We start from the raw sequence: 25,839 nt of genomic DNA on the forward strand, positions 1-25,839 counted from the left end.
TTTCACTCACTTTCTCCCGGTATGTTTTTCTGCAAGGCGTCTTGAATGAATCCGTTCACATCCTGCGAAACGAAGCGTGCGCCGCTTGCTATGGCGTTTTTGATCGCGCGCTCGTCAGACGAGCCGTGCGCCTTGATAACTGGTCGCCGCAATCCCAAAAGCGGTGCTCCTCCGTATTCCGCGTAATCCATCCGCTTGCGGAACCGGACCAGACCCGGTTTTAGAATAGCCGCCCCTACTTTATTAATCAGGCTGGAAGTAAATTCCTGCTTTAAAACAGAAAAGATCGTCGCAGCCGTGCCCTCCATTGCTTTTAACAGCACGTTTCCGACAAAGCCGTCGGAAACAAGCACGTCGCATTCGCCTTGCATGACATCGCGTGACTCAACGTTTCCGACAAAATGAAGATCGGCTCCTGCGAGCATGCCGTAAACGGCTTTTGTCAGCTCGTTCCCTTTTCCTTCTTCCGTCCCGACGTTTAACAGTCCGACACGCGGGCGTTCGAAGCCAAGCACTTTCTCCGCGTACAAGCTTCCCATTACGGCGTATTGGTACAGATGCTGCGGCTTGGCGTCCATATTGGCGCCAACGTCAAGGGCAAGCGTAACTTTTCCCATGATATTGGGGATGAAGGCAGCCAGAGCAGGCCGCTCGATTCCTTCCATTCTTCCGCACAGCAAAAGCCCGGCAGTCATAAGGGCACCTGTATTCCCTGCGGAAATGGCCGCATCCACCTTGCCCTCCTTGGCAAGCTGCACCGTTACGACGAGAGACGAGTCTTTTTTTCGCCGGACCGCCCGTACCGGTTCATCATCGGCCTCAATGACTTCTGACGCATGGTGTATTTCCAAGCCGGCCGGAAGCTCTCCGGGGAGTTCACGCCGTATGGCCCCCTCGTCTCCCACCAGCACCACCGTTAACGCCGGATCATCTTTGACTGCCTCCCATGCGCCCAGTACAGCGCTTCGCGGAGCGTTGTCTCCTCCCATCGCATCCAATGCGATTCGCATCCACGTCCCTCCTTGCTTCCTATGTATTTCGCGTACTGACATCCGACATCCCGACGACCCGGAATGTAGCCGTAAAAACGAGTTCTCCCTGCACTTTCGTTTCGACGCGGACCTTGCATTCATCGCCATCGCGGGTTCGCACAACCGCTTTGGCTACCAGCTTTTCGCCCAGTCTGACCGGACGGACGAAACGAATGCGCGCTGTGGCCGTCAAAGCCACATCGGCATCGATGACTGCGACTGCCAGTGAATTGGCTTGCGCAAATATGTAATGGCCACGAGCGATTTGCGTCCGTGCAAATACATGCTCTTCCTTAATTTCAAGTACAGAGATCGCCTGTACGTCCAACTGAAGGTCGACCACATCGCCGATCACCTCATCAATTCCAAGCGATTTTACCGGGTCGAGACTTTTCTCGGCAACAGACTTGATACGCTCGCGCAGCTCCGGTATTCCAAGCTCCAAACGGTCTAACCGTATTGTTTGAATACTGACCTGAAATAACTCAGCCAGATCCTCGTCCGTGGCAAAAGGATTCTCTTGCAGAAATTGCACCAAACGATTCTGACGGTCTTTTTTTGGCAAGCGGGCGATGACAAACACCCCCAGTGCGTCATATTCGTATTATCATGAAAACAAGATGTTTACGAGCAGTTTTTAATACCAGGTACCAACCAAAGTATAAGGGAGGATGCCTGCAATTACAAGTAAAGATCGGAGGATACGTCAAAAAAACGACCATAGACCCGCGAGTGCCAGCGGAAAACCGTTTCTCAAGGTCCGTTTTGATAAGGAATGCTCTCTCCCCAATAAAAGAGCACTAAAAAGGAGCCCCGTCCAGCCGGAGCTCCCCTTTGATAAATTCGCCCGCCGTCACGCTGTTTTCCATCACGCCGACTCGGCAAAGTTTATCCCATTTTGCCATGCAAACAACCGTTCATTCAGGATATGTGGCTGCATGAATCCAATCCACATTGCCTACTCTCAGCGCATCTTGAATCTCTTCGCACGGTTCTTCGTCCGTGATGACGACATCGATGCTCTCTAATCCCGCTACCCGATACAGCAGCTGAACGCCAAATTTGGAGTGGTCGGCCAGCACGTAAACCGCGTCTGCGCGATTCATCATCTCACGAAGGATCAGCCCGTCCTCCTCAGACCACGAGAACAAGCCGTGCACTGTAATTCCACACGCGCCGATGAGCAGCTTGTTGACGTGAAAGTCTTTGAGCATTTGCACCGCTCTGGGGCCGTGTACGTACCGATTCTTGAGATCCAGATCGCCCCCGAGCAATTTGACAGAGACATTGCCCTTTTCGGCCAGAACCGCCGCAATATCAATCGAGTTGGTAATGACGACATTATTTGCGGAGCGCATCTTTTCGGCTGCAAAGCGCACAGTGGTGGACGCATCCATCATGACCGATTCGTTGTCCTGGATAAAACGGGCTCCGAGCATGCCTATTGCCCGTTTGCCCTCTGATTCCAGCTGCAGTCTTTCTTGATAGGAGCGGATTTGTCTGGCTGCCGTCGGCAATATAGCTCCTCCACGTGTGCGAACGATTGCCCCTTGCTCCTCCAGCTTCAGGATGTCTCTGCGCGCCGTATCACGCGAAACCTTGAATTGTTCTACAATATCCTGGACGCCGATACGTTCATGCTGTTCCAGATAACGAAGGATCGCCAACAATCGTTCTTCCTGGTACACATAAGTCAACTCCGTAATGATTCTGCATAGTTCCTCTTTATTTTATGCAACTTCTTCAGCGTTTTCAAGCAAAAATAAGTGAATAAAATAGATTTTATTGAAGATTTACTTAAAATAACTTAAAAACACTTATCCATCTTCGATTTGTACGCTCAACCCGAATGGCGGAGCTTCAAACAAAATAAAAAAGCAAGGTGATTTCTCACCCTGCTCTTCTTACTTCGAAACTTTCACGCCTTTGTAGTGTCCGCAGCTCGGGCAAACGCGATGCGCGAGCTTGTATTCGCCACAATTATCGCATTTGATCATGCCAGGAATCTCTAATTTGAAGTGCGTACGACGCATTCTTTTACGGGTTTTGGAAGTTCTCCGTTGAGGTACTGCCATCTTCCTTACACCTCCTTCAACTGGTAAATGCTAAGAAGCTCTATAGGGTGGATGGAATAGGCGAAACGCTTTTTGCCATCCGTTCAAAAATGGGACGTACAGACCGTCAGATCTGCCGTCACATCTTGAAAACAAGTTTACTGTCCGTCCTTGAAAAAGTCAGCCAGTCCGGCCAAACGAGGGTCGATCCGCTCGTTCTTGCAGCCGCAAGCCTGCTCGTTGCGGTTGGCGCCGCAAGTCGGACACAAACCCTTGCAATCATCCTCGCAGAGAGGAAAGGCGGGTATGTCCAACAAGAAATCCTCTTGCAGCAGTGGAATCAGCTCGATCTCATCGCCTTGAAGCGGCAAAATATCGCTGTCTTCTTCATCTGCCAGCGGCGATTCTTCAGAAGCGAAGGTTTCGGAAAAGGGAACCTCCGTATGCTGACGAAACGGCCTGAGGCATCTCGCGCAGACGTAATCGACGTCGGCCTTCATGTTTCCATTGACGTAGTACAGGTCACCCAGCTTGGTTGCCTCGCCCGACACTTCAACCGGAGTCAGATTGCGAATTTCCTGATGACGACTCTTCAGCTCGTCCGCATCCAACGTAAGTCGAAATGGCAGCGGCTCCCCTTTGCGATGATCCAAGTCTACAATTTTAATATTCACGGCTTTTCACCTCATGCACAACAAGGATGATTATATAATCTGGGTTTTTCTTTGTCAACCATTTTTCCTTGACAGCAAGTCCGCTCAAGTTTTTTTCAAAGGCTGGGAGCGGAGGTACACGAGCGCATCCTCCACCGTGCGAACCGGCACTACCTTCATCGAAGTCCCGATGCGTTTTGCCGTTACCACGGCTTCCTCGTAATTGGAAATCGGTCCTTGATCATCCTGCGGCGCAAAAAAGATTTCTGCTCCCGCCTTGTCTGCGGCGACAATTTTGTGGCTGATCCCGCCGATTCGGCCCACGGTGCCGTCCAGCGAGATCGTCCCCGTCCCCGCAATCTGGTAACCGCGCGTCAAATCCAGTTCCGTATTGAGCTGGTCGTATATCTCCAAGGTCATCATCAAGCCGGCAGATGGGCCGCCAATGCCCTCGGATGCAATGGTCACGCGGCTCGGTACGGTAATTTCCTGTTTATCTTCAGGCCGGATGCCGATCCCGACATTTTTCGATTGGGGTAATTGATCCAGGACCAGCGTCTGTTTTTGCTCCTTGCCGTCCCGCGTAAACACGATCTCGACAGAATCCCCTTTGCGTTTTCCTGACAAATACTTGAGCAAATCCTCTTTCTTGCGCATCTTCTTTCCGTCCACAGAGGTGATGACGTCCCCTACTTTCAGTGCATTTTTGGCCGGCATGTTTTCAACCGTCCCCATCACCCATACGCCCTGGTTTTCGACTTTCACGTCGTATCCCGCCAGCCGGAAAGCGACAGCTTCCGCTATTTTTTGCGAGTTGTCCATGACAGCCAGCTCGCGTCTGGTAAAGTCCTCGTTACTTTCCCCTTCGCTGACAACGAGCTGCTTTTCCATCAGTTCAGCGTCAGGGGAAAACTGGGCGTACAGATACCAGGCCAGATTGGCTTCTCCCATCCTCACCGTCGTCAGCATAAAAGCGCCGGTTTCATCCTTTTCCCCGCCTTCCACATCGATCATCGGGGCCAATTCGATGGCAGAACCGGGTCTTGTGACATAGTACGATGTCGGTACGAAAAATAACAACCCCAAAGCAATCGGGATGACAACCATCAGCCAGCGTGCAAAACCGCCGCTTCCGCTGGCGTTCCGGCGTGCCGTTATTCTTTCATCGCTCATTCTCCTGCCCCCAGTCCGCGATCATTTCCTGAATTTTGTCTACATATTCCAAGGCCGCTTGTTCTCCGAGCGCAATAATTTCTTCTATTCCTGTATAAGCGATACTGCTATAGTGTCCAACATCAGGACGAATTACGAGATCGGCGGAAAGGATTCGGTGACGCAAAATTTCCCGTTCCATCACGTCTATCGTCTGCGCGATGACGTCAAAAATCGTCGTTACTTTCATCGGTGTATCGAACAGCGCGACGTCGACGGCGATCACCAGATCCGCCCCCATATCCCGGATCACCGTGATCGGCACGCGGTCGATGACACCGCCGTCCACAAGCAGCCTGCCGTTTACTCGCTCCGGAACGAAGATTCCCGGGATGGAAATGCTGGCGCGGACAGCTTGGTCGACCGGTCCTTCCTGAAAGACGACCCGCTCCCCCGTCTCGATGTCTGTGGCTACGATAGCCAGCTCTTTCTTAAGCTCCTCAATCCTTTTTCCATGTGTCAGCAGGCGAATCAACTGCTTGATTTTCTCCCCCGTCACAAAGCCAAGGCTGGGTACGGTCAAATCGAGCCAGTGCTTCCGTTTTAAATTGAGAGCGAGCTTCTCCATCATATGGGGCTCGATCCCGTTGGCGTAAACAGCGGCGATGAGACTGCCCATACTGCTTCCCGCCAGCATGTCGATGTTTATGCCATGGGCTTCAAAAACCTTGAGAACGCCGATATGGGCAAAGCCCCGCGCTCCTCCCGATCCAAGCGCAAGCCCGATTTTCGGTTTTCGTTTCTTCTCCATATCCACATCCCCCACTTCAAGCGTATGTGGCCGATCGTCAAACTTTTCAACAAACAACGCAGGCGAATAGTTTTGTCCTCCCTCACGTAGACATGTACTATCTAGCTGCAGGACAGGAGGTAGCCATGACACGCCGCTCTCCCATTCTCACATTGTTATACGCTTGTTCAGCGATCGCTCTGGTCATCATTCTGGTCTCCCATCCGCAGACGTCCTTTGAGGCGGCGATCCGAGGCTTGAAGGTTTGGTGGGAGATCGTTTTCCCGTCAACCCTGCCATTTATCGTGTTGTCTGAAGTTCTGATGGGTGTAGGTGTCGTCCACTTCGCTGGCGTCTTATTAGAACCCTTGATGCGCCCTCTCTTTAACGTGCCGGGGACGGGCGGTTTTGTCCTTACGATGGGATTCGCTTCCGGTTATCCGGTGGCTGCCAAGCTGACCACCAGGCTGAGAGAGCAAGGAAGCATTACACAGGCAGAAGGAGAACGATTGGTTTCGTTCACAACAACAGGCGACCCTTTATTTGTCATCGGGGCAGTCTCCATCGGTTTTTTCCATAGCGAGCAGTTCGGTTTTGTTCTGGCCTTCAGCCACTACGCTTCCGCCTTGTTGTTGGGAGTGATTTATCGGTTTTACTCCCCTTTTGCACCTTCCACCAAGCCATTGGAAAAAAACCGGCTTCCCTTGCCGCTTCGCGCCTTGCAGGCGATGCACCGCGCCCGCATCAGGGACCGCCGGCCGTTCGGGCGGTTGATGGGGGAGGCGGTACAATCAGCCCTCCATACATTGCTGATGATCGGCGGCTTTATCATCGTCTTCTCGGTTTTGATTCAATTGTTTGCCACGATTGAGCTGACGAAAATTTTAACCAGCCTTCTGGCTGTGTTTCTCGGGCCTTTGGGGGTCCCTTCCGCCTTCTCCGCGGGAATTATCGCCGGCTTGTTCGAGGTCACACTCGGAGCCCAAGGCGTAAGTGTCGTCAGCTCATCAATTCCAATGGTCTGGAAAGCGGTAGTCGCCAGCGCCATCATCTCCTGGGGCGGACTTAGCGTGCACGCCCAAGTGGCCAGCATCCTCAGCGAAACCGACATCAGGGTTACGCCTTATCTATTGGCTCGGGTCATTCATGCAGGCCTTGCCTCTTTACTGGCCTTTTTTTGCTGGAAACCGTTAACCGCTGCTTCTACCTGGTTTTCAGAAAGAGACGTCCCCGTGTTTATGCCGACGACCTCTGGCGTGCCTATGGTCAGCTGGTGGGATACGCTGCTTCATTCCGGATTGGCGGCTGGAGCGCTGTTATGCGTTTTGCTGCTCCTCAGCTTTTTGCTCCGCGGCTCCAAGGGTCAAAAGCCGCATTCATGAGGAAGCTGCGATCAAACACCGCTACGCTGTCACTGTCCGGCAAATTTCTTTGCCAACGCCTCTTCTACAGCGGGCGGTACCAGCCCTTTCACGCTCGCCTTGTATTTGGCCAATTCGCGGACAATGCTGGAGCTCAGATAGGCATACTGCGGATTGGTCAAAAGAAACATCGTCTCTACATCTTCGCCGAGCGTTTTGTTGGCCGCGGCGATCGGCATTTCATAGTCAAAATCCGCATTTGAGCGCAGACCGCGCAAAATGACGCTGGCCTGCCGCTTGCGCATGTAATCCATCAACAGCCCGCTGAATGAGTCCACCTCCACGTTCGGCAGGTGAGCGGTTGCCAGCCGTAGCATTTCGACTCGTTCTTCTACCGTAAACAGCGACTGCTTTTGCGAGTTGTTCAACACGGCGACGATTACTTTTTCAAATATCCGGGCACCTCGGGAAATGATATCGAGGTGTCCGTTCGTTACTGGATCAAAGCTTCCCGAACATACGGCAATCGTCATAAGTCAGCTGCCCCTTTGCGTCATTGTGGGTTCATCCGAAAGCTGGTCGGTGCCCCTTTCAGTATCTGGCTCAGATTCGTCTGTCTGCTCTTGCCCCTGCTGTGGATCGGAAGTCCCGTCCGGCTCGAACCGGTAGATGGCAATTGTCGTATCTCCGTATGTAGATGAACGGTCAAGACAACAGGCGCCAATCGCTTCGGGCAAGCGGATGCCGCTGTCGTGCTCGGCCACAATCCACGCTTCGTCCGCGAGCAGCTTTCCCTCCTGCAACTGCATGATCTCCTGGGCAATTTGCTGCTGCGCATACGGCGGATCGAGAAACACCAGATCGAAAGCGATGCCCCTTTTGGCGAGCTGCTTCAACGCCCTTCCCGCATCGTTTCGGTACAGCTCCGCCCGCTCCTCCAGACGGCAGGCGGCTACATTCTGCTTCACAACGGAAAAGGCCTTGAGATCCTTTTCCACGAATACACACCGCTCTACTCCGCGGCTTAACGCCTCGATCCCCAAACCGCCTGTTCCGGCGTACAGATCGAGGGCCGTGCCGCCTGAGAAATAGGGACCGATCATATTAAAGATGGACTCTTTTATTTTGTCAGTCGTGGGACGGGTTCCCTTTCCAGGTACCGCAACAAGCCTACGTCCTCTGTGTTCACCTGAAATTACGCGCATAAGCCATTCACCTTTACCGTCAAGTCTGATTATTCCCTCGTGGTTGAGAATGATTTCATACTATCACAACGACCTGGGCCGGTAAAATTATTCAGATGGAAAAATTTTTCGGGGATGATGAATAGATCGGGTCTTTTCTGGAAAAGAATATGGATAGCGACGCAACGGTGTCGCTGACAACCGCGGAGAAGACTTACGTTTCCCCATAAGCTCTTCCTCCGGTTTCTCCTCTCCCATAATTGAAAAGCAGTTCCTGCTTGCGTACGGCGTGTCTGATAGGAGCATTCCGTACCACCACTCCCCAAGCGGGAGACATGGGCTGCTGCCTCACTGCATTTGCGGTGAGGTATTTTTTTGTGCTTCCAGGGCACACTAACGCAAGTTTCGTACGCGGGAGGCGAGTAAACATGACTGAAAAACTTCCATCGAAGCAAAAACAAGAAGCTGCTGCCGCCCAGTCGCGTGCTGACCGAACGGGCACAGGCAAGGAAGAAGCCCGTCTCATGCAGTCTGCAGCAGACCAATCCGACATTATCAAGCATGGGCAATAAGCAAGCAGGCCAGCCTTAAGGAAAAGGCTGGCTTTTTCTATGCAAAAACAGCATTTCTCCCGATTCGACAGGCAATCGCCTGCTTTTCCCTCTCCGCTAAGCCAAAAACATGTGGATACTACACGTAATGAGAACAATAGGGGGAGTTTTATGCATACTGTCTGGAAAGGATCCATCAGTTTTGGGCTGGTCAACATCCCCGTGCGAATGTTCACCGCAACCGAAGAGAGGGATGTCCGATTTCGCCAGCTTCACAAGGAGTGCCATACTCCGATCCGGTATTCAAAAATGTGTCCGCATTGTGAAAAAGAGGTTAGTACCGAGGACATTGTTCGCGGTTTCGAGTATGAGAAGGGAAATTACGTCATCATTCAAGACGAGGACCTGGAGGCAATTGCCCCGGAAACGCGCAGAGCCATCGAGATCGTAGATTTTGTGGACTTGACGGAAATTGATCCGGTTTACTTTGACAAAAGCTACTTCCTTTCTCCGCAAGAAACGGGAGACAAGGCTTACTCGCTGCTGCGCGCAGCGATGAAGGAAACGGGTAAAATCGCGGTGGCCCGGGTGACGATGAGGAACAAGGAAAGCCTGGCTGTGATTCGCCTTTACGAACACTGCATCATGATGGAAACCATTTTTTATCCCGATGAGGTTCGTCCTGTGACCCAAGTGCCCGCCCTGCCGGAAGCCGACGTGGCATTGGCGGAAACTGAATTGAGGATGGCTGCCGAGCTGATCAACAACATGACGACGGCTTTTGACCCTTCCAAATACAAGGATGAGTATCGCAGCAGCCTGCAGGCGCTCATAGAAAAGAAAAAGGAAGGAAAAGAAATAGCCGCAGCTCCCGCCGCGCCTCGGGCAAACGTCGTCGATCTCATGCAGGCGCTCAGGGAAAGCCTGGCGGCGACAGGCGACCAGGCCGCTCCGGCAAAATTGGAGCCGCATCCGACGCCAATTCCTTCTGCAGGAGCCAAGAAACAGACTGGAGTGAAGCAGGAACGAAAAAGCCCCGAGAAGCCGCTTGCCACGACAACGACGACGAAAAAGCTGCGCCGAAAAAAAGCGGAAACATCCTGAAGCCACTTCGCCTTTTATTTGGCAAGCCGCTCGTCCGGCTCAATATGGATGTGAACGGTCCCTATCTTGTGTTTTTCCTTCATGTACTTCTCAATTTCTTCCGTAATCACATGGCTTTCGATGACATTCAGGTCCGGATCCACATGAATGATGGCGTCGACGATCACGCTGCTGCCCAGGTACCGGGCCTTGATGTCTTTGATCTCGGCAACGCCGGGTATTTGCGAAATCGCGTCGCGCAGGACCTCCAATTCTCCGTAGTCAAATCCGTCCGTGAGACGGTGGGCCGCTTCCCGGAAAATCTCCCAGGCCGTCTTCAGAATAATGACGCCTACTACAAGTGCAGCCAGCGGGTCCAGCCAATGGAGCTGAAACTGGGCCCCGGCAATCCCCACAAAAGTCCCGATGCTCACCCATGCGTCGGAGCGGTTGTCCTGAGCAGCGGCAGCCAAAGCCTGACTGTTAATCGACTTTGCCAAACGGATGTTGTAACGGTAAACAGCCAGCATCACCACAGCCGATCCCATCGCAACCCATGCGGCCATCATATCGGGCGCTTGCACCTGTGGATTGAAAAGCGACGGCACGGCCCTTGAGAGCACTTCGATCCCTACCGCAAACATAATGAAAGAAGCGACCATGGCGGAGATCGTTTCCGCCCGGAAATGTCCATAAGGATGGTCCTTATCCGGCGGCTTTCGAGCGATTCGCAGTCCGATCAACACAGCGATCGAGGCGATCACATCCGTGGTGTTGTTCAACCCGTCGGCCAAAAGCGCCTCCGAGTCTGCAAACAGAGCAACGGCTACTTTTATGAACGAACAGAAGATGTACGCGGCGATACTGACCCACACCCCGCGTTCTCCCTGTTTTAAATTTCCGTAAACATCCATCCGAACCACCCCAATACAATCCGTCTCAAGCGATCTTCATCGTATCAGACGCAGCTCGTGTGGGTCTACAGAAACAGTTTTAGTCTGATTCATGATCGTAGAGGGGGGGAAACTATGTTGGCCTTGGTCAATTTTTCATCTTCGTTGATATCCCCCTATCCTTTGTATTGTTTTGGCCTGGCAAGAAGCAGAGGCAAATGAATGCGGCAAAAGCAAGCAGACTGCAGACCACTAAAGCTGTCGAAAACGCCCTGACATAATCTGGAAGATCAGCTTCGGCAAGAGAGGTTCCCAACGAGGACGAGAAGAGAATGCCGATCAAGGTAACAGCCAGCGAGTTTGCCAAATACGTAAATGTGGTAAGCAAGCCTGAACCAGTTCCTGCAATCTTCGCTGGAATGAGACTGAGAACCGTGCCGATGAGCTGGGTCGTCGCCATTCCCAAACCGCAGCCGTACGCCAAAAGAAACCATTGATTTTGCGCCTGATCCAGATGGACTTCTCCATGATTCAGCGAGATGACTAGCAAAAGGTTGCAAATTCCCATTAGCAGGGCGCCTGTCTTCAGCACAAGATGTCCCCGTCTCTTGAACAAGCGGGGCGAGATCAACGATGTGAAGAGGCACCCGATTCCAACAGGAAGGAACGCCATGCTCGTCGATTGAACGGAATCATGCAAGCCAAATTGTGAATAATAACTCAAGACGAAGAAAAATGAAAACATGTTGAGATAGACAACGATGACTGTCATCATGCCTACAACGATAGGACGATTTTTGAAAATAGACAGATCGACAAGCGGGAACTCTCCCAGCTTCTGTTTACGAACTTCGACCAAAAGAAAGCAAAGCAGAACAGGAAAAGCTGCCAGCAAGCAGCACCATGTCCAAAGGGGCCAGCCTTGTTTTTGGCCTTCCGTCAACGGATAAATGAATAAAAACAAGCCAGTTGTCAGCAAAGCGGCGCCGCTCCAATCGACACTCTTCTCCCTTCGTTCCCCGTGTGATTCCGGGATCAATGGCAAAAACACCAAGACAAGAATGCCAATCGGTATTTGAAAAAAGAAAATGCTGCGCCAGCCAAATTCAAACAGATTCAACTGAACGAGAAATCCGCCAAGGAGGAGGCCGAAAGTAAATGCAATTCCAACTACCGCGCCGTAAATCCCGAAAACGAGCGGCTTTTCACGCGGGAGGTAGCTGACCTGCATGATAGACAAAACCTGCGGTTGAATGAGCGCTGCAGACAAGCCCTGCACGATCCTGATACAAATCAGGAGGGCCGGCTCGATAGCAACGCCCCCGATGAGGGCCATTGATGTAAACAGGGCCACTCCGAAAAACAGCATTCTCTTTCTCCCGTATAGATCTCCCAGTTTCCCCGCGACAATGAGCGTTACTGCCAAAGCAAGAGAGTAAGCGGATAAAATGAGCTGGGCTTCCGAGAAGCTGGCATGCAGACTGCCTTGTATAATCGGCAGAGCAACCTGGATCATGTATGTGTTTAATGAAACTAATAAAGTGGGGAGCAAAATAACCGCAAGCGCATACCATCTGTTAGGGTGGACTTGTAGGTCCGACTTATAGTCCATGTTTGGATTGGACATTCATATTCCTCCTTGCATTATTTGACTGACTATCACTCAAAAATTGATAGCACCGTTTTTGACTGATTACTTGTCAAAATGGTTTAATAAGGATGGGAGGTGCGTCATATTTGCCACGAATATCGAAAAATCCCCATGAACGCAGAAATGAGATTCTCGATACGGCCGAATCGCTGTTTCAAAAATTCGGGTACCAAAAAACGTCTACGATCGATATCGCAAAAACGATGAAAGTCGCTCAGGGCACGCTTTATTATTATTTTGACTCGAAGGATGCGCTCGCCAACGCCTTGATCGAGCGGCAGTTAGACGGTATTTTAAAACAATTTGACCAAGTGGCCCATGCCCCTGATCTTTCCGCATATCAAAAAATAGCCTGGGTTATCGTGTTTGAACTGGATGATCCAACAGGCCATGTGGAAGTGTTTAGGTACCTGCAGCATGACGATAATGCAGCGCTACGCCAAAAACTGTACATCCAGACGATTTGCAATTTCACCCCCCTTATCACCGCTATCGTGATACAAGGAATTCGCGAAAAACGATTTGCAGCAGCCAACCCGTCGCTGGTCGCAGAATTTTTCCTCTCCACGATTCATCACTGGGTCGACCCTGCTCTTTTTAAATGGACAAAGCAGGAAAGAATCAAGCGAATAACAGCAATTCAGCCGATTTTCGAGAATCTGTTCGGTGTCGAGCCCGGCAGCTTCGATATCGAGACTCTTCGGGAAGCATGTAAAACGATCCCTATCTAAAAGAAAGCTGTACATAGATGTTTACTGCCTAGCCGGTAATCTCCAAAAATAACGAACCAGGAAACGCCCTTAATTGAAAGTGATTTTTATTATCAATTAAGGTCGTTTCCTATTTTATTATTTGACTGACTATCTGTCAATGAATGTCTTGCTTCAAAAAAACTTACAGCTTTCTTCGTGAAGCAAGGACTGCATTGTGAATGCTCCTCTCTGCTCGAAAAAGCAAGGAAGCCATATATGCCCGGTGCTTTTTTGTCCGCTCCTCACAGCTGCTCTATTCATTGTTTTTACGCATGCCTGTATCAATTTTGTACATCTCAGGTAATGCTAACCACTACGAGCTTATTGTTGAAAAAACTCTACTTGTCATCCATCTCCCAAAGGAGGTCCCATGGAATTAGAACCCATTTATCCTTTCGAACCAATTCATGCCGATTCCATACCGAGCGGAACCAATTGGGTAGCCCAAATTAAGTGGGACGGAGTTAGAATGCTAACCTATTTTGACGGCAGCCAAATACGCTTAATCAATCGGAAACTAAATGACCGCAGTCCGCAATATCCGGAATTCGTAAACATCGCACGCTATTGTTCCGCATCCTCTGTAATTCTTGATGGCGAAATCATAGCCTTCGACTCAAACAAGCCTTCGTTTCACGAAATCATGAAAAGAGACAGTTTGCGAAAGACGAGCAGTATCGAGCTCGCCGTAAAACACACACCTGCAACCTATATGATCTTTGATGTATTGTTTTTCAATGGCTGCTGGGTAATTGACAAGCCTTTGTCCGAAAGACAAGCTATCCTTCATCAAATCATTGCTCCGCAACCGGATGTGCAAGTTGTCCAAAGTTTTACGGACGCTCACGGGTTGTTTGAAGTCATGAAACAGCACCAGATGGAAGGAATTGTTTGTAAAGATCTGAGCAGTTCGTACAAAGTCAAGGGGAAAGATAAACGTTGGCAAAAAAAGAAGGTTTCGCAAGACCTTTTTGCCGTCGTTGGCGGGGTGACGCTTCGCGATGGCATTGTAAATGCGGTACTCCTCGGTTTGTATGACGACGACGGAAAACTAACCTACATTGGTCATGCTGGCACCGGAAAACTCACCGATAAAGAGTGGCGCGTACTTACTGAAACAGTGAAATCGCTGGTGATCCCGAACAAACCGTTTGTCAATCAACCTGAACGCATGAAGGATGCGATATGGATAAAGCCTGAACTCGTTATGAAGGTTCAATTTATGGAATGGACTCCGGGACTTACGCTGAGACATCCAAGCATCCAGGCGGTTGTTGACGTGGCGGTATCGGATTGTACCTTCTCTCAAAGCTAAACAGGATATCGCCAGAAAACGCGAGTGTTCCATGCAAAAAAGTCGGGCATAAAAAAGAGCCGATTGTTCCCCGTTTAGGGATATAACAATCGGCGTATCCACTTACGATGCACAAAGCAAGACAATTGTCTCCTGCCTATCGCGGGATTTGTATTCTTGGTTCTTTTTAAAGCGGCATGCTTTCGGACTTCGCCACCTTGTGTTTGCTGTGGTACCAAATACCGACTGGTATCAGCAGCAGCGAAAGAACGCCCCCGGAAAGTGAAAGGGCCGCATAACTGGAATGCGCGACGACCATGCCGGATAATGCTCCCCCCGAAGCCCCGGCCAAAGCAACCAATACATCAATGGTACCTTGTGTTTTTGCCCGGGTGGACGGGTGAGTCGCATCCACGATGAGCGCTGTGCCGCTGATTAATCCGAAGTTCCAGCCAAGCCCCAGCAAAGCGAGAGCGGTTACAAGCAGCAGCATGGAATCGGCAGGTGCGACAGCAGCCAGAATTCCGGCTGCCAGCAGAATCGCTCCCGAGGCGAATGACATCGCCACGCGTCCGACCTTGTCCACGAGAAAACCGGTCACAAGAGACGGGAGGTACATCGCCCCAATATGAACCCCGATGACCAATCCTACTTCACTGAGCCCATGCCCGTGGTGCTTCATGTGTACCGGCGTCATCGTCATGATCGCGACCATAACGATTTGGGTTAAAATCATGACGGCCGCCCCGACAATAATCCCCCGGTTGTTTGCGGCTACAAGCGAGCCTGCGTCTGCACTCGAGACCTGATCTTTTTTTTGCGCATCCGCGATTTCTTTGGCAACCATGAATGGGTCAGGTCGAAGGAAAGCCAGAAATACCAGACCCGCAAGAAGAAAGGCAGCAGCACCTAAGATAAAAGGACCGGCAAGAGCCGGAACGCCGATCGAGGCTGCTAGTCGGCCCATCGGTTCTACCAGGTTTGGACCCGCTACAGCACCGAAGGTAGTGGACACCATTGCAATACTGACTGCTGTTGCCCGCTGTTTGGGCTTCGCCAAGTCAGTTCCTGCATAGCGGGCTTGCAGGTTTGAAGCAGTTCCTGCACCGTAGAGCAGAAGTGACGCGAAAAGAAGCAGAATATTGTGTCCAACCGCCGCGAAAACTACCCCGATCGCGCCAATCCCCCCAGTCAAAAATCCAGTGGCGAGTCCAAGACGCCTCCCGAAGCGCTGGGAGAGCCTGCCTACAAGCATGGCAGCTGCAGCTGAGCCAAGAGTCAACAGCGCGGCAGGAATCCCCGCAAAACTGTCCGTCCCCAACATCTCCTGGGCGAGGAGTGCTCCGACTGTTACTCCTGCGGCAAGGCCAGCACCGCCGAAAATTTGCGAGATGACGACGATCAGCAACGTCCGCTTGTACAGCTGGGCCTGCATTTCCGGGGAATGGATATAATTGCGCAATCTGGATGTTTGATTTTGGTCTATGCTTGCATGATCGGCTTCTTGTGACATATTACCGGGAACCACCTTTCCAGCTTTACATTTGGACAGCCATTACCCGTGAGCATTTTCATGTTCCCGCCTCACAAGCTTAGACGATCATTGGTCGGGCATCAGCTAAGCAAGAGGCTGGCTTTATCCTTTTGTTTAAAAAAGCATTGGCGGATATTGTAAATCCTCCTCTTGGAAATGTCAAATCATTTTGCCCTTGATGTGACCGAACCCGCTTTCGACCTCGACTTTTCTTCGGTATAGATCGCTGCTTTGTCTTCACATTCAAGGGCTGCTTTTGCCTATACAACCGAAGAATAATCCGAACGCATAAAAAAAGCTGTTATCAGCCAGTCCTTTACCTAGACTGGTCAAGTGTAACAGCTTTTTGGGTTGAGATATTTGTTATACCTAATTATAACAAATTATAAGCAGTTATAATTTGTTGGAGGGATACGGCTTTACATGGAGGGGCGGGCATGTTAGGCTCGTTTGCCATGCGATGCGTGGTTTACTGGCATCGCGGTCTCCCGGTATGAAACGCATGAGGGCAAAGGAGAAGATGGAGACCCCGAGCAGCACGATGATGCCTGAAACGAGGCGATTCATATAATACGTTGTCATCAGTCATTTCCCCCCATTTCACGTACTTCGATTGGCTTGCTTCTCTCTGCTCTTTATGAAATCTCGAAACAGGCTACTCAATAAACACTCCCTGACCGTGATAGATCTGCTCCATTCTTTGCTGGCGTGTCTTTAACCGTCCCTGGTCCTTGACCATCATTCCCAAAACGAGGAGATGAAGCAAGGTAATCACCGACGACATGGAAGCTATGCCGGATTCGGCGTCGACATTGATATCTGTCGTTAGGGTAATTTCTGATAGACGTCCCACTGGAGAAAGCACGCTGTCGGTAACCGAGATGATCGTACTCCCCAGCTTCCTGGCTGTCTCCGCCAGGGTGTACGATTCTTTGGAGTAACGGGGAAAAGAGATAACGAGAACAACCGATTTTGCCGAAAGATTAAACAGTTTTTCGTAAGATTCTCCGTTTGAAGGACAAAGCTGAACATTCTCGCGTATCATTCCAAGCATAAACGAAATCCAGTTGGCCGCCGAAAAGGAACCGCGGTGGCCGATGATTACTACGTGATCCGACGCAATGAGAACGTCGACCGCTTTCCAAAGCTCCGCTTCGTTCAAATGGGCGAGCGTATGCTGTAAAATGCAGATTTCGTTCATTAGTGCTTGAACGAACGGCCCCTTGGGAGAAGCGGAATTCGCCCTGTCTGCACGATTTATTGACAAAGCCGAACTCGCATTTTGCAAAAAGTGTTGTTGGATCATTTCCTGCATCTCAGAAAATCCACTGAATCCGAGAGCGTATGAGAAGCGGATTACCGTCGTTTCGCTAACTTCCGCCTCCCGAGCGATTTGGACAGTGGTACTGAATGCGGACTTTTCCAGATTCTCAAGCAAGTATTTAGCCACCTTTTTTTGCGCAGCCGACAGTTCGTCATACTTTTCTTTCAGCAATTGATCAAAATTTGCGTCCACTTGCATTAGTCGTTCACCCAGCTATCTTGATAGTATAGTGAGTTGTTCAAAAGTTTGACGTTTTTGACCCGCTTGTTGATCACAAAAAACTCTTTTTCAATATAAACGGGAATCCAGTATCCCTGCTCAACCATCCGTTTCTGAACGTCCACGTAAATCTTTTTCCGTTCTACGTTATCCACTGTTGTTTGTCCCTTTTCCAGGAGAATGTCCAGTTCTTGATCTCTGATCCGCGAATGGTTAAACGATCCGATCTGGCTTGAATGAGCAAAATAAAAGACAACATCTGGATCGACATGGGTATAGCTCATAGCGGTCATGTCGAAATCTCCTTGCGCTGCTTTTTCCAGAAGCGCTGCATAGTCCATTTTGTTGATTTTCAATTCAACTCCGATTTCGCGCAGCATTTGCTGTATCAGCTGAACATCTTTGGACCATCTTTCTGTGCTCAGCAACGTGAAGCTCAACGTTTTCCCATTCTTTTCCCTGATTCCGGCCTCATTTGCAATCCACCCCGCACCCTCCAACAGCTTTTTTGCTTCCTCGAGGTTGTATCGGTAAGCATATTGCTCTATGGTGGTGTCAAACCCGAACAGAGTAGGTGGAACCGGTCCGTGTGCAGCGACACCTTCTCCCTGCAGAACGGCCTTGATAATTGCCTCTTTATTTACGGCCATATTTAGCGCCTGCCGAACTGCCCGGTCTTGGAAGATGTCGTTCCGCAAATTCATCTCGATAAAGAGCCCTATGGCCGGACTCGTTTGCTCCAGGACATAAAATTTGTCATTTTCCCTGAATCGCTTTGCATCCTTGGCAGAGACGCCCTTAGCAATGTCGATAGACCCGCTTTCCAACGCGGCCAGTCTCGTTTGCCTGTCCTTGATGATTTTCAGCTCAAGGCTCTCCGGCCTTACCGGCCCCTGGTTTTCTGCGATCGGCTCCGGCCAATGGAACGAATCATTTCGAATGAGCTTGATCGATTCTCCGGGGGACCAGCTCTCAAATTTCCACGGACCGACACCCACAGGATTTCTGCTGGATCGATCCCCCGCTTTTTGGATCGCCTCTGGCGAAAGCGGCTGCATAAAGCCGGGATCGGTCAGGCTCAGCAACAAGGGCGCGGACGGCTGGTTCAATTCGAAGATGAGGGTCTCTTCATCCGGCGCGGAAATCGTCTTTACGGCAGTCAAGAGCCCTCCCGCTATTTTGGAGGCGGTTTCTTTGGCGACTGCCCGTTCATACGTTTGCTTGAATGCGCTTGCCGTCAGCGGTGTTCCGTCATGAAAAGCAACTCCCGGCCTGATTTTAAATGTCCAGGTCTTCCCGTCAGGCGAGATGGAATACGATTGCGCAAGATAAGGCTGGACATCGGCAGATTGCGGATCCTGGTATACCAGCGCTCCTCCCAGCAAAGCTAGAACTTCGTCGGAGACCGACATGCCCGCCTTGTGGGCATCAAGGGAATCCGGTTCATCCGGGATTCCGATCCGAATGGTTCCTCCTTGTTTTGGAACTGCATCTTGCCCATTGTCCGTTTTTGCGGAATCGTTGGGCGACGCTGGCGAAACCGCATTCGAGCTGCAGCCGATCATTCCTGACGTCAGCGCACAGCCAAGCAGAAAGGTAAGCATGTACTTCGAACGAACCTTTCCAAACACGTTCTTCATCTCCTTTCCTTTTCTTCGTCAGTGAAGCATCAGTCGTCTTCCTCGCTGTCTGTTCAGTTTGTGCCTGCGAAAACGGACACCCCATCCAGAAAAACTTCCCGAACCTGCTTGAGACACGCAATATTCACGAGCGGATTGCCCTGCACAACCAGTATGTCAGCCTGGTATCCGGGTGCAAGCGTCCCGAAGTGATGGCCTTGATCGAGCACTTCTGCGGCCGTTTGCGTCGCCGCCCGAATCGCCCGCAGCGGTTCCATCCCCAGCTCTACCATCAAGGCGATCTCTTCTGCCACCGGCGTTATCGGCTGCTGGTCTAAAACGATGTCAGTCCCTGCGGCAATTTTCACACCTGTTTCCATAAGCTTTGCAAAGTTTTCCCGGTACGCCTTTTCCGATTCAATGAAGAAAGATTCCGACAATTGCAGCGCTTCGTCGAGAAGTCCGTGGCTATCTGCTTGACTGCGCAGAATGCTGCGGGAATGTTCTGCGAGCTGGAAAAAGGTTGCCATCGTCGGCACCCAAACCAGTCCTTTTTCTGCCATCTGCCTGGCTTGTTCCACCGTCATGAACGTCGTATGCTCGATCGTATCAAAACCTGCGTCAATCGCCATCTGAATGGATGGCTGCATGGACGCATGCACACAGCACTTCCGTCCAAGTCTGTGCGCTTCGTCTACAGCTGCGTCAAGCTCCTCCTGGGTGAATTCGGGCGTGTGGGTACGATGGCTTGTCATCAATTTGATCCAGTCCGCGCCTGCTCTTACCTGTTCGCGTACAGCTGCGCGTACCTCCCACGGACCGTTGGCTTCCCGAAGAGAACCTTTAAGCTGCCAGCCATGACCGCCCGTCATAATGATTCCCTGGTTCACATCGTAGATCCGGGGGGAAACCAGAAGCTTTTGCTTGCGGGCATATTTCAATGAACGGCAAAGCCCGTCCTCCGACGCTACATCCCGGATCGTGGTAACCCCTAGAGAAAGCGCTTCCCGTAAGTTGGAAGCGGCAAGCAGCGCCTTTAGCGTGCCGTCGTACTCCGTAAAATCCGGTTTGTTGTACCAGTAGCCGATATGCACGTGAAGGTCTATCAGCCCTGGCATGATCGTGCAACCGTCATAACGGGATGGTTCTAGTGCTGGATAGCGCTCTGTCAGCTCCGTTTCCGTGCCGACATCAGTGATCACTCCACGTTCATCTACGCAAATGGCCGCCTGTTCAATGACTCGCTCACCATCTCCCGTTACCAAATGGTCTGCCGTCAAAAGTTTCATGCATATCCGCTCCCTTCATTATTTTTGCCATGGGTCACCATCTGTTTCCCGCATGCTTGGTTCCCCCATGGGGGCTCTGTCCCCAATAAATTCCTGATGAAATAGTCCCATTTTCTTCGGAGGAAGTAACGGTCTGTAGAAAGGCTGTGATGACGATTGGGCAAAATCAGGAGGTCAAAATCTTTGTCCGCTTTGATCAGTGAATCCGCCATTCGCAGCGTTTGAGCAGGGTGCACGTTCTCGTCCAGATCGCCGGTCACCAAAAGCAGCTTGCCCTCGAGATTGCTTGCCAAGCCGGCATTATCCTGCTCTTGATACAAATCAGGGTCATACAAGCCTTGATACCGTTCCGCCCAGGCTGCCAGATACAATCGCTGGTCGTGATTGCCGCATGCGGACACTGCTACTTTGTAGACATGCGGGTAGGCGAGCAGCGCTCTCGTCGAGGCATATCCACCGCCAGATGCCCCCCAGATGCCTGCCCTGTTCAAATCCATAAACGGAAAGCGTTGAGCCAACTGTCTGATTGCGGCGACATGATCCCGCAGCCCTCCCGCTTCTTCCAATTTTCCGTTGGAGATGTTGTGAAATGCCTTTGACCGGTAAGGAGTACCCATGCCGTCCACGATTACCACAACGAACCCCAACTGTGCCAGGGATTGGGCACCGCCCAGCGGGTCTCGTTTGCCGTCAGGATCAAGGGCGAACGCCTTCGGTGTGTTAATGGTTTGCGGACCGCCGTAAATGTAATCCACAACCGGGTATTTGCTTGAAGGATCAAAGGGAAAAGGACGTACGAAAACGCCGTGAAGGTCGGTTTCTCCGTCGCGTGCTTTGACAGCGAACCGTTCCGGGAATTGGTATCCCATCGACAGCAGCATCCTCACATCGGCTCGTTCCAACTCGCGAATCAACCTGCCATCAACCGCGCGCAGAACCGTCACTGGCGGAAGATCGACCCGTGAATAGGTGTCGACAACATACTTCAAATCCGGAGAAAGATTGACGGCATGATCCGCATCCTCCGGCGTCAGCAGCTCACGCCCGGTACCGTCCAGCCTGACCCGGTACAGGTGTTGATAATAAGGATCTCGCCCGGCTTCAAAACCGCCGCCCGTAAAATACACCCAGCCTTGCTCTTCATCGACGCTCAAAAGGCAGCGAACGACCCCGTAGTCTGAAGGAATCGGATGAAGGAGCTTACCCGTCCGACCGTCTCCGTAGTAAAGTCTGCTCCAGCCGTCACGCTCCGAATGCCAGATAAACGAACCGTCGCTCAACAATCGCACATTCGGGTTGCAGGCCCCGAGACTGTACAAATCCTGACTTAGAAAAGCGTCGCTTTTTTCTTCCAGGAGCGTCCGAACCTTCCCGGTATGAGGATCGGCTACGGCGAACTGGACACATCTGGCATCTCGGGCCATCTTGATCATATACACCTGACTGCTATCGGTGGACCAGCCTGCCAACTGCATCCCCGGTGTCAACGGCGAGAGCGGAGATGCCACTAACGGTTCGGATTCGAGCCAAACTGTGGTTTGTTTCTCAAGATCGCATACGAGCAGTTTCGCCAGCGGTATGTGCTCATCGCCGACCAATGGAAACCTGTACGAGTGCAGCACCGGACCGATATCCTCTGCTGAGGTGGAAACGGACTGTATCAGATGCATTTGGCGAACCTGTCTTTGATCCAACCGATGAGCCAGGAGTTTCTTGGAGTCAGGGGACCAAATGACTGTCGGAGGGGGGGGTTGACGGTTGAGGCGTTCGGTTAAGGTAGTCAAGCGGCATTCAGGCTGAGACCCGTAATCATGGTAGGCCACGCCATCACTGGTAAGCTGAATAACCTTTCCGTCTTCCATCGAACGCACGAATAAGTTGCAGTCCTGTACGAATGCTGCCCAAGCCCCGTCAGGAGACAATCGCTCGGCCGCCGAACACTGTTTGCCAGCCGCATGGTCCAAGAGGCGATATTCGGTCAGGTCACAGATCCACTCTTTCCCTTCTGCTTGAAAACGAATAGCCCGATCGCCATTCATGTACGAAAACTCCGCAAAGGGAAGGGCTTCAGGGACAATAGGCCTTCCAACCGCTTCTGACAGAGCCGCAGCAAGCCTGTTGTGATCGAAAGCAGGCATGCAAGTGTTCTTCTGCGGATCAACGACGATAAAATGTTTGCCCCGCCCTTTTTCCGTGCGCATCTCTCTTGTGTACCAAAACCGACTTTCGCCGATCCAGCGAGGCGTTATACGCAAGTTCAACGCGGAATCGGCGCATTGCGAAGGGTGCAAGCGTTTTGCTCTCTCGTACTGCTCCCACGTAACATACGACAGGGGGCTCTCCTCCTTTGCTTCATCATGAATTTGCAAAAAGAAGTAAATTCTTTTTTAACTGGACAAGAGGAATTATTTACTTCTTCCTAATGGGATTTATACCATATCCACAGCTTGAACGGAATACTTTTTATTTTGATTTTTAAAAATTATCCGCCTTTTTTGGCTATCTGCCATTTGACAAAGTCCATCTGCTTTTCCTTTTTTATATGATTGGAGAAGGGGCATAGCTTGAACGAAATCCTGATGAACGCTACATTTCTTCAGGTCAACTATGCCCTTCTTGCGAGCGATTTCGCACGTTCAATGATATGGTTCAGGGACTGCAGTTCCAAATAGGAGAAGATAAACGCTGCCAGGAATCCAAAAAAATAAACAGCGCCGCAGACTATCCCCCACACTCCGTAATAGGGCTCCAAAAGCGCCCCGATCAAAAGGGAAACCGCGCATATGGCAAATGATATCCACCACAAACGAGTGTACCTGCGGTATCTCTTTAAGAGAGGGTGGCTGCCCTGGTCAGAGCCTGCTCTCTTCCCTGCCTTTCGCCGGGCGGATATAAACAGCAGAAGCAACACGGGCCATTGTACCAGCGGAACGATTACAGGCAATAAAAAGCCGATGAAGTTGTTTACATCGTTGATATGCAGAAAAGTAGTAACACTCAGGATCAGGACAAACCAGCCAAACGGCCCGTTGCAATACGTATAGTCCTCCCTTCTGGTCAACGTTCCGAGCCCGATCAATAAGGTCAAGTAGGTTATGACAACTTTAATCGCGAAAGCGGGAAACCAGATGCTGAACAGCATAACCTCGACCCGGTCGAGGAAGTCAGTCAAATGAATCTGCTCAACGAGGACGTATACCGGGTAGTTCAAGCGGCTTGTGATCAGGTACCCCATGACACCCAGTTGGATAATAAGAATCAGCATAATACCGAAACCGGCCATCGTCGCCCCGTGCTTGACCGCCGAAAAAAACAACCGGGATTGGGAGATGGCGTGCAAAAACGCGCCAAAAATAAAGATGTCCCCGTACATCCCCCCTGCCATCCAATTGCTCACCAGCAAAGCGACAAACTTGCTGTCCATGATCGGCTCGATCCGCCGCAGATCATATTCGTTGGACAAGAGAAAATACATCGAGAAAGAGAGAATAAAAAACATCGGGAAATACATTTCATTTACCCGAGCCGCCACTTCCATACTGGACCGGCCGAAATACTGGAGAACCACCACAAAGACGAGGAGAATAATCTCCAGCGGGGTCTCGCTCAGCAAACTCAGATGCAGAAAATGACCGACTCCTTTTATATCGCGCAAAAGGATGAGCATGAAAAAAAGCAGCAGTACGCCATTTAGCAGATTACCGGCAACACGCCCTCTAGTGTCTATCAAGATTTCAAAAATGTTCTTCCCCGGATAAGCCCGAATAAGCCGTTCAAACACATAGGCGACAAGAACCGTATACATGACGGGCAGCAATTGGGACAGCCAGGCATCGTTTTTAGCCACGACCGCCAGCTGCTGCGGAAGACTGACAACCGCCCCTGTCATAATCACCCCGCTCGTCAGCCAGGCGATCTGGCGATGGTTGATCACTTGTTTGACTTGCAATTTTCCTGCCTCCTTAGTAAAGGCTCAACATCCATGCTTTTACCCTGGACTCGATCGCACTCATCGTGTTTTGAACGGGGCTAAAGATCTCAACCTGATAATACGCAGCGACAAACAGGCACAGCGTTGCGATATAGAGCAGGTAAATGACTCCCCTCATTTTTGGAGAATAGAGATGCCGAAACAAAATGTCACGGATCGCCATGAAAGAGAAGAAAACGAGAAAAAGTCCGGTGAAAATCAGGTTCATTTCATCTCCTCCTTGGTCAGATTCTCCGTAGTTTGTCCGATAATTGGAATGCTTGCGTTTGTACGAATCTCAAACGTCACCTCTTTCAAATGCTTGTCCCAGTTTTCGCGAAACGACGTTTTCCATAGCTGCGGATATTTTCTTGCAAGCACCAGTCCCAAACCCGCTATGTCGCTCTGGTTTTGAACCATTTCCTGAAGGGTTGTCCGAATCCCTTCGCTAATATTGGCAGCCAGCTTGTTCTCCAGCATGCGTATATTTTTCACGCTCCCCCAATCCGTTCCGCTGTGGTCTTCAATCACAGCGGCTCTCGCGTGGACGTTTATGCGAAAATGAACCTTTCCATTGCGGACGGCAGGTGAAATGTCCATTTTTCCCTGATTCACTTGAAGGCTGATCTCCCGGTTTTTTTTGATATCGAAAACCGTAGAGTAAGAATAGAAAGTCGGTTGGAACCATCGAATCCCTCTTGCATGCTCCAAGGGTAAAAAATGAACCATCCGATCATCGCGAAACATGGAAAACCCGATCAACTGGATTTCTTCTGATTTTCCTTTCGGTCTGGAATGAACGCTTGCCAATACAGGCAGGTATGCATCGACCCCAGGCGTGTTCAACATCTGCGCAATATCCTTTACCGTAACTGCCACACCCACCATTTTGATCAGTTCTCTCATCGCTTCTGCGGAAAATCGCTCAAACTGGGGCTGGGCTTGAAGAAGATCGAGACCTTTCCCTTTCGCCACGACCATGTACGCTGTCAAACGGTTTTCCGGAAAACGGGCTATTACATCAAGTATTTCTCTCAGCCCTGATTTAGCTGTCTCCTCACCGATTACAATAACCCTATGGTGGGCGTAAAAGAGCCTTCGACTCATTCTTGACTGCAAAACGTTGTTCGCTTCCCGAAGGGTTTTGCCGGTAGCTGAATCCACATAATAGCTTTTGTCTCCACTGGTCCCTCCTCCGCCGCCGGAAGGCCCTCCGAGACTGCTGACCAGGGGGAGTTGTACAGACATCCGGTACAAACCGTCCTCTTCCTTATCCACCGCAAAAGCAAGGATCAGCGCCAGATCATTCACTTCTACCCGATCCCAGCACCCAGTAAGAAGAAGCGAATTGCACAGGATGACGATTATGCAGGTAATTTTAAAGCGGTAACCTATTCTCACAGTATCACTCCCCCGGTTTTTGCTGTATCTGATT

At 50.9% G+C, this 25,839-nt stretch carries 25 protein-coding genes; 5 read left to right on the plus strand and 20 right to left on the minus strand.

Going from position 1 to position 25,839, the window contains the following annotated elements:
• Positions 1 to 2: 2 nt before the first annotated feature.
• The 7 genes from plsX to Q3F21_RS03690 form a co-directional block, all read right to left on the minus strand.
• The gene (gene plsX, locus Q3F21_RS03660) at positions 3 to 1,010 is read right to left on the minus strand and encodes a phosphate acyltransferase PlsX (RefSeq protein WP_340250117.1); all 1,008 of its coding nucleotides are present in this window, start codon (positions 1,008 to 1,010) and stop codon (positions 3 to 5) included.
• Positions 1,011 to 1,029: 19 nt separating this feature from the next.
• Entirely contained in the window at positions 1,030 to 1,614 is a 585-nt protein-coding gene (gene fapR, locus Q3F21_RS03665; protein WP_340250118.1) for a transcription factor FapR, read from the minus strand.
• A gap of 334 nt (positions 1,615 to 1,948) precedes the next feature.
• A complete protein-coding gene (locus tag Q3F21_RS03670) occupies positions 1,949 to 2,719 on the minus strand; it encodes a DeoR/GlpR family DNA-binding transcription regulator (protein ID WP_340250119.1) in 771 nt (256 codons plus the stop codon).
• A gap of 216 nt (positions 2,720 to 2,935) precedes the next feature.
• Positions 2,936 to 3,106 (minus strand): 50S ribosomal protein L32, encoded by a 171-nt coding sequence (rpmF, locus tag Q3F21_RS03675; RefSeq protein WP_003386041.1) that lies wholly within the window; start codon positions 3,104 to 3,106, stop codon positions 2,936 to 2,938.
• Between the two features lie 137 nt (positions 3,107 to 3,243).
• A complete protein-coding gene (locus Q3F21_RS03680) occupies positions 3,244 to 3,759 on the minus strand; it encodes a YceD family protein (protein WP_340250120.1) in 516 nt (171 codons plus the stop codon).
• An 84-nt stretch (positions 3,760 to 3,843) separates the two neighbouring features.
• Positions 3,844 to 4,911, minus strand: coding sequence for a SepM family pheromone-processing serine protease (locus Q3F21_RS03685; RefSeq protein ID WP_340250121.1), 1,068 nt, complete (start codon positions 4,909 to 4,911; stop codon positions 3,844 to 3,846).
• Positions 4,901 to 5,701 carry a patatin-like phospholipase family protein gene (locus tag Q3F21_RS03690; protein ID WP_340250122.1) on the minus strand — a complete coding sequence of 267 codons (801 nt, stop codon included), beginning with the start codon at positions 5,699 to 5,701 and terminating at the stop codon, positions 4,901 to 4,903. The genes Q3F21_RS03685 and Q3F21_RS03690 overlap by 11 nt, the downstream gene beginning before the upstream one ends.
• A 125-nt stretch (positions 5,702 to 5,826) precedes the next feature.
• Between Q3F21_RS03690 and ylbJ the strand changes: the two genes are divergently transcribed.
• Entirely contained in the window at positions 5,827 to 7,062 is a 1,236-nt protein-coding gene (gene ylbJ / locus Q3F21_RS03695) for a sporulation integral membrane protein YlbJ (RefSeq protein ID WP_340250123.1), read from the plus strand.
• A gap of 29 nt (positions 7,063 to 7,091) precedes the next feature.
• On the opposite strand, the gene coaD is transcribed toward ylbJ, so the two are convergent.
• On the minus strand, positions 7,092 to 7,574 hold the full coding sequence (gene coaD, locus Q3F21_RS03700; protein ID WP_340250124.1) for a pantetheine-phosphate adenylyltransferase: 483 nt from the start codon (positions 7,572 to 7,574) through the stop codon (positions 7,092 to 7,094).
• Positions 7,575 to 7,577: 3 nt separating this feature from the next.
• Positions 7,578 to 8,246 carry a 16S rRNA (guanine(966)-N(2))-methyltransferase RsmD gene (gene rsmD, locus Q3F21_RS03705; protein WP_340250125.1) on the minus strand — a complete coding sequence of 223 codons (669 nt, stop codon included), beginning with the start codon at positions 8,244 to 8,246 and terminating at the stop codon, positions 7,578 to 7,580.
• A 407-nt stretch (positions 8,247 to 8,653) separates the two neighbouring features.
• Here rsmD and Q3F21_RS03710 point away from each other — a divergent pair, with 407 nt between their 5' ends.
• Both Q3F21_RS03710 and Q3F21_RS03715 read left to right on the plus strand, forming a co-directional pair.
• Positions 8,654 to 8,797 (plus strand): hypothetical protein, encoded by a 144-nt coding sequence (locus tag Q3F21_RS03710; protein WP_340250126.1) that lies wholly within the window; start codon positions 8,654 to 8,656, stop codon positions 8,795 to 8,797.
• 150 nt (positions 8,798 to 8,947) lie between these two features.
• Positions 8,948 to 9,880: a Ku protein gene (locus tag Q3F21_RS03715; RefSeq protein ID WP_340250127.1), complete on the plus strand. Its 933-nt coding sequence runs from the start codon at positions 8,948 to 8,950 to the stop codon at positions 9,878 to 9,880.
• A gap of 14 nt (positions 9,881 to 9,894) precedes the next feature.
• Here Q3F21_RS03715 and Q3F21_RS03720 read toward each other — a convergent pair whose 3' ends face one another.
• Positions 9,895 to 10,773: a cation diffusion facilitator family transporter gene (locus Q3F21_RS03720; RefSeq protein WP_340250128.1), complete on the minus strand. Its 879-nt coding sequence runs from the start codon at positions 10,771 to 10,773 to the stop codon at positions 9,895 to 9,897.
• Between the two features lie 127 nt (positions 10,774 to 10,900).
• Positions 10,901 to 12,379 carry an MFS transporter gene (locus Q3F21_RS03725; protein ID WP_340250129.1) on the minus strand — a complete coding sequence of 493 codons (1,479 nt, stop codon included), beginning with the start codon at positions 12,377 to 12,379 and terminating at the stop codon, positions 10,901 to 10,903.
• Positions 12,380 to 12,489: 110 nt separating this feature from the next.
• On the opposite strand from Q3F21_RS03725, the gene Q3F21_RS03730 reads away from it, so the two are divergent.
• Both Q3F21_RS03730 and Q3F21_RS03735 read left to right on the plus strand, forming a co-directional pair.
• Positions 12,490 to 13,134, plus strand: coding sequence for a TetR/AcrR family transcriptional regulator (locus tag Q3F21_RS03730; protein ID WP_340250130.1), 645 nt, complete (start codon positions 12,490 to 12,492; stop codon positions 13,132 to 13,134).
• A gap of 391 nt (positions 13,135 to 13,525) precedes the next feature.
• Positions 13,526 to 14,470, plus strand: coding sequence for a DNA ligase (locus Q3F21_RS03735; protein WP_340250131.1), 945 nt, complete (start codon positions 13,526 to 13,528; stop codon positions 14,468 to 14,470).
• A 166-nt stretch (positions 14,471 to 14,636) separates the two neighbouring features.
• Here Q3F21_RS03735 and Q3F21_RS03740 read toward each other — a convergent pair whose 3' ends face one another.
• The 9 genes from Q3F21_RS03740 to Q3F21_RS03780 all read right to left on the minus strand — a co-directional run bounded on the left by Q3F21_RS03740 (position 14,637) and on the right by Q3F21_RS03780 (position 25,805).
• Positions 14,637 to 15,962, minus strand: a complete 1,326-nt coding sequence (locus tag Q3F21_RS03740; protein WP_340250132.1) for an MFS transporter — start codon at positions 15,960 to 15,962, stop codon at positions 14,637 to 14,639.
• A gap of 414 nt (positions 15,963 to 16,376) precedes the next feature.
• The gene (locus Q3F21_RS03745; protein WP_340250133.1) at positions 16,377 to 16,565 is read right to left on the minus strand and encodes a hypothetical protein; all 189 of its coding nucleotides are present in this window, start codon (positions 16,563 to 16,565) and stop codon (positions 16,377 to 16,379) included.
• 73 nt (positions 16,566 to 16,638) lie between these two features.
• The gene (locus Q3F21_RS03750) at positions 16,639 to 17,505 is read right to left on the minus strand and encodes a MurR/RpiR family transcriptional regulator (RefSeq protein WP_340250134.1); all 867 of its coding nucleotides are present in this window, start codon (positions 17,503 to 17,505) and stop codon (positions 16,639 to 16,641) included.
• Positions 17,505 to 19,157, minus strand: coding sequence for an ABC transporter substrate-binding protein (locus tag Q3F21_RS03755; protein ID WP_340250135.1), 1,653 nt, complete (start codon positions 19,155 to 19,157; stop codon positions 17,505 to 17,507). Before Q3F21_RS03755 ends, Q3F21_RS03750 begins: the two co-directional genes overlap by 1 nt.
• A 62-nt stretch (positions 19,158 to 19,219) precedes the next feature.
• Positions 19,220 to 20,434, minus strand: coding sequence for an amidohydrolase family protein (locus Q3F21_RS03760; RefSeq protein ID WP_340250136.1), 1,215 nt, complete (start codon positions 20,432 to 20,434; stop codon positions 19,220 to 19,222).
• Complete coding sequence (locus tag Q3F21_RS03765) at positions 20,431 to 22,473, minus strand: S9 family peptidase (protein WP_340250137.1); 2,043 nt, start codon at positions 22,471 to 22,473, stop codon at positions 20,431 to 20,433. Before Q3F21_RS03765 ends, Q3F21_RS03760 begins: the two co-directional genes overlap by 4 nt.
• 566 nt (positions 22,474 to 23,039) lie before the next feature.
• On the minus strand, positions 23,040 to 24,383 hold the full coding sequence (locus tag Q3F21_RS03770; RefSeq protein WP_340250138.1) for an endospore germination permease: 1,344 nt from the start codon (positions 24,381 to 24,383) through the stop codon (positions 23,040 to 23,042).
• A 13-nt stretch (positions 24,384 to 24,396) separates the two neighbouring features.
• Positions 24,397 to 24,633, minus strand: a complete 237-nt coding sequence (locus Q3F21_RS03775; RefSeq protein ID WP_340250139.1) for a hypothetical protein — start codon at positions 24,631 to 24,633, stop codon at positions 24,397 to 24,399.
• The gene (locus Q3F21_RS03780) at positions 24,630 to 25,805 is read right to left on the minus strand and encodes a Ger(x)C family spore germination protein (RefSeq protein WP_340250140.1); all 1,176 of its coding nucleotides are present in this window, start codon (positions 25,803 to 25,805) and stop codon (positions 24,630 to 24,632) included. Before Q3F21_RS03780 ends, Q3F21_RS03775 begins: the two co-directional genes overlap by 4 nt.
• Positions 25,806 to 25,839 lie beyond the last annotated feature (34 nt).

This window comes from Brevibacillus borstelensis, from assembly GCF_037834415.1.
GTDB classification, from domain to species: Bacteria; Bacillota; Bacilli; order Brevibacillales; family Brevibacillaceae; genus Brevibacillus; species Brevibacillus borstelensis_A.

Excerpts from the sequence above, each read along its gene's own strand:
- Q3F21_RS03775 (WP_340250139.1), bottom strand. The coding sequence starts at position 24,633 with ATGAACCTGATTTTCACCGGACTTTTTCTCGTTTTCTTCTCTTTCATG.
- Q3F21_RS03690 (WP_340250122.1), bottom strand. The coding sequence starts at position 5,701 with ATGGAGAAGAAACGAAAACCGAAAATCGGGCTTGCGCTTGGATCGGGA.
- rsmD (WP_340250125.1), bottom strand. The coding sequence starts at position 8,246 with ATGCGCGTAATTTCAGGTGAACACAGAGGACGTAGGCTTGTTGCGGTA.
- rpmF (WP_003386041.1), bottom strand. The coding sequence starts at position 3,106 with ATGGCAGTACCTCAACGGAGAACTTCCAAAACCCGTAAAAGAATGCGT.
- Q3F21_RS03725 (WP_340250129.1), bottom strand. The coding sequence starts at position 12,379 with ATGTCCAATCCAAACATGGACTATAAGTCGGACCTACAAGTCCACCCT.
- ylbJ (WP_340250123.1), top strand. The coding sequence starts at position 5,827 with ATGACACGCCGCTCTCCCATTCTCACATTGTTATACGCTTGTTCAGCG.
- Q3F21_RS03765 (WP_340250137.1), bottom strand. The coding sequence starts at position 22,473 with ATGAATGGCGATCGGGCTATTCGTTTTCAAGCAGAAGGGAAAGAGTGG.
- Q3F21_RS03715 (WP_340250127.1), top strand. The coding sequence starts at position 8,948 with ATGCATACTGTCTGGAAAGGATCCATCAGTTTTGGGCTGGTCAACATC.
- Q3F21_RS03720 (WP_340250128.1), bottom strand. The coding sequence starts at position 10,773 with ATGGATGTTTACGGAAATTTAAAACAGGGAGAACGCGGGGTGTGGGTC.
- Q3F21_RS03745 (WP_340250133.1), bottom strand. The coding sequence starts at position 16,565 with ATGACAACGTATTATATGAATCGCCTCGTTTCAGGCATCATCGTGCTG.
- Q3F21_RS03740 (WP_340250132.1), bottom strand. The coding sequence starts at position 15,962 with ATGTCACAAGAAGCCGATCATGCAAGCATAGACCAAAATCAAACATCC.
- Q3F21_RS03685 (WP_340250121.1), bottom strand. The coding sequence starts at position 4,911 with ATGAGCGATGAAAGAATAACGGCACGCCGGAACGCCAGCGGAAGCGGC.
- Q3F21_RS03710 (WP_340250126.1), top strand. The coding sequence starts at position 8,654 with ATGACTGAAAAACTTCCATCGAAGCAAAAACAAGAAGCTGCTGCCGCC.
- Q3F21_RS03760 (WP_340250136.1), bottom strand. The coding sequence starts at position 20,434 with ATGAAACTTTTGACGGCAGACCATTTGGTAACGGGAGATGGTGAGCGA.
- Q3F21_RS03735 (WP_340250131.1), top strand. The coding sequence starts at position 13,526 with ATGGAATTAGAACCCATTTATCCTTTCGAACCAATTCATGCCGATTCC.
- Q3F21_RS03750 (WP_340250134.1), bottom strand. The coding sequence starts at position 17,505 with ATGCAAGTGGACGCAAATTTTGATCAATTGCTGAAAGAAAAGTATGAC.
- coaD (WP_340250124.1), bottom strand. The coding sequence starts at position 7,574 with ATGACGATTGCCGTATGTTCGGGAAGCTTTGATCCAGTAACGAACGGA.
- plsX (WP_340250117.1), bottom strand. The coding sequence starts at position 1,010 with ATGCGAATCGCATTGGATGCGATGGGAGGAGACAACGCTCCGCGAAGC.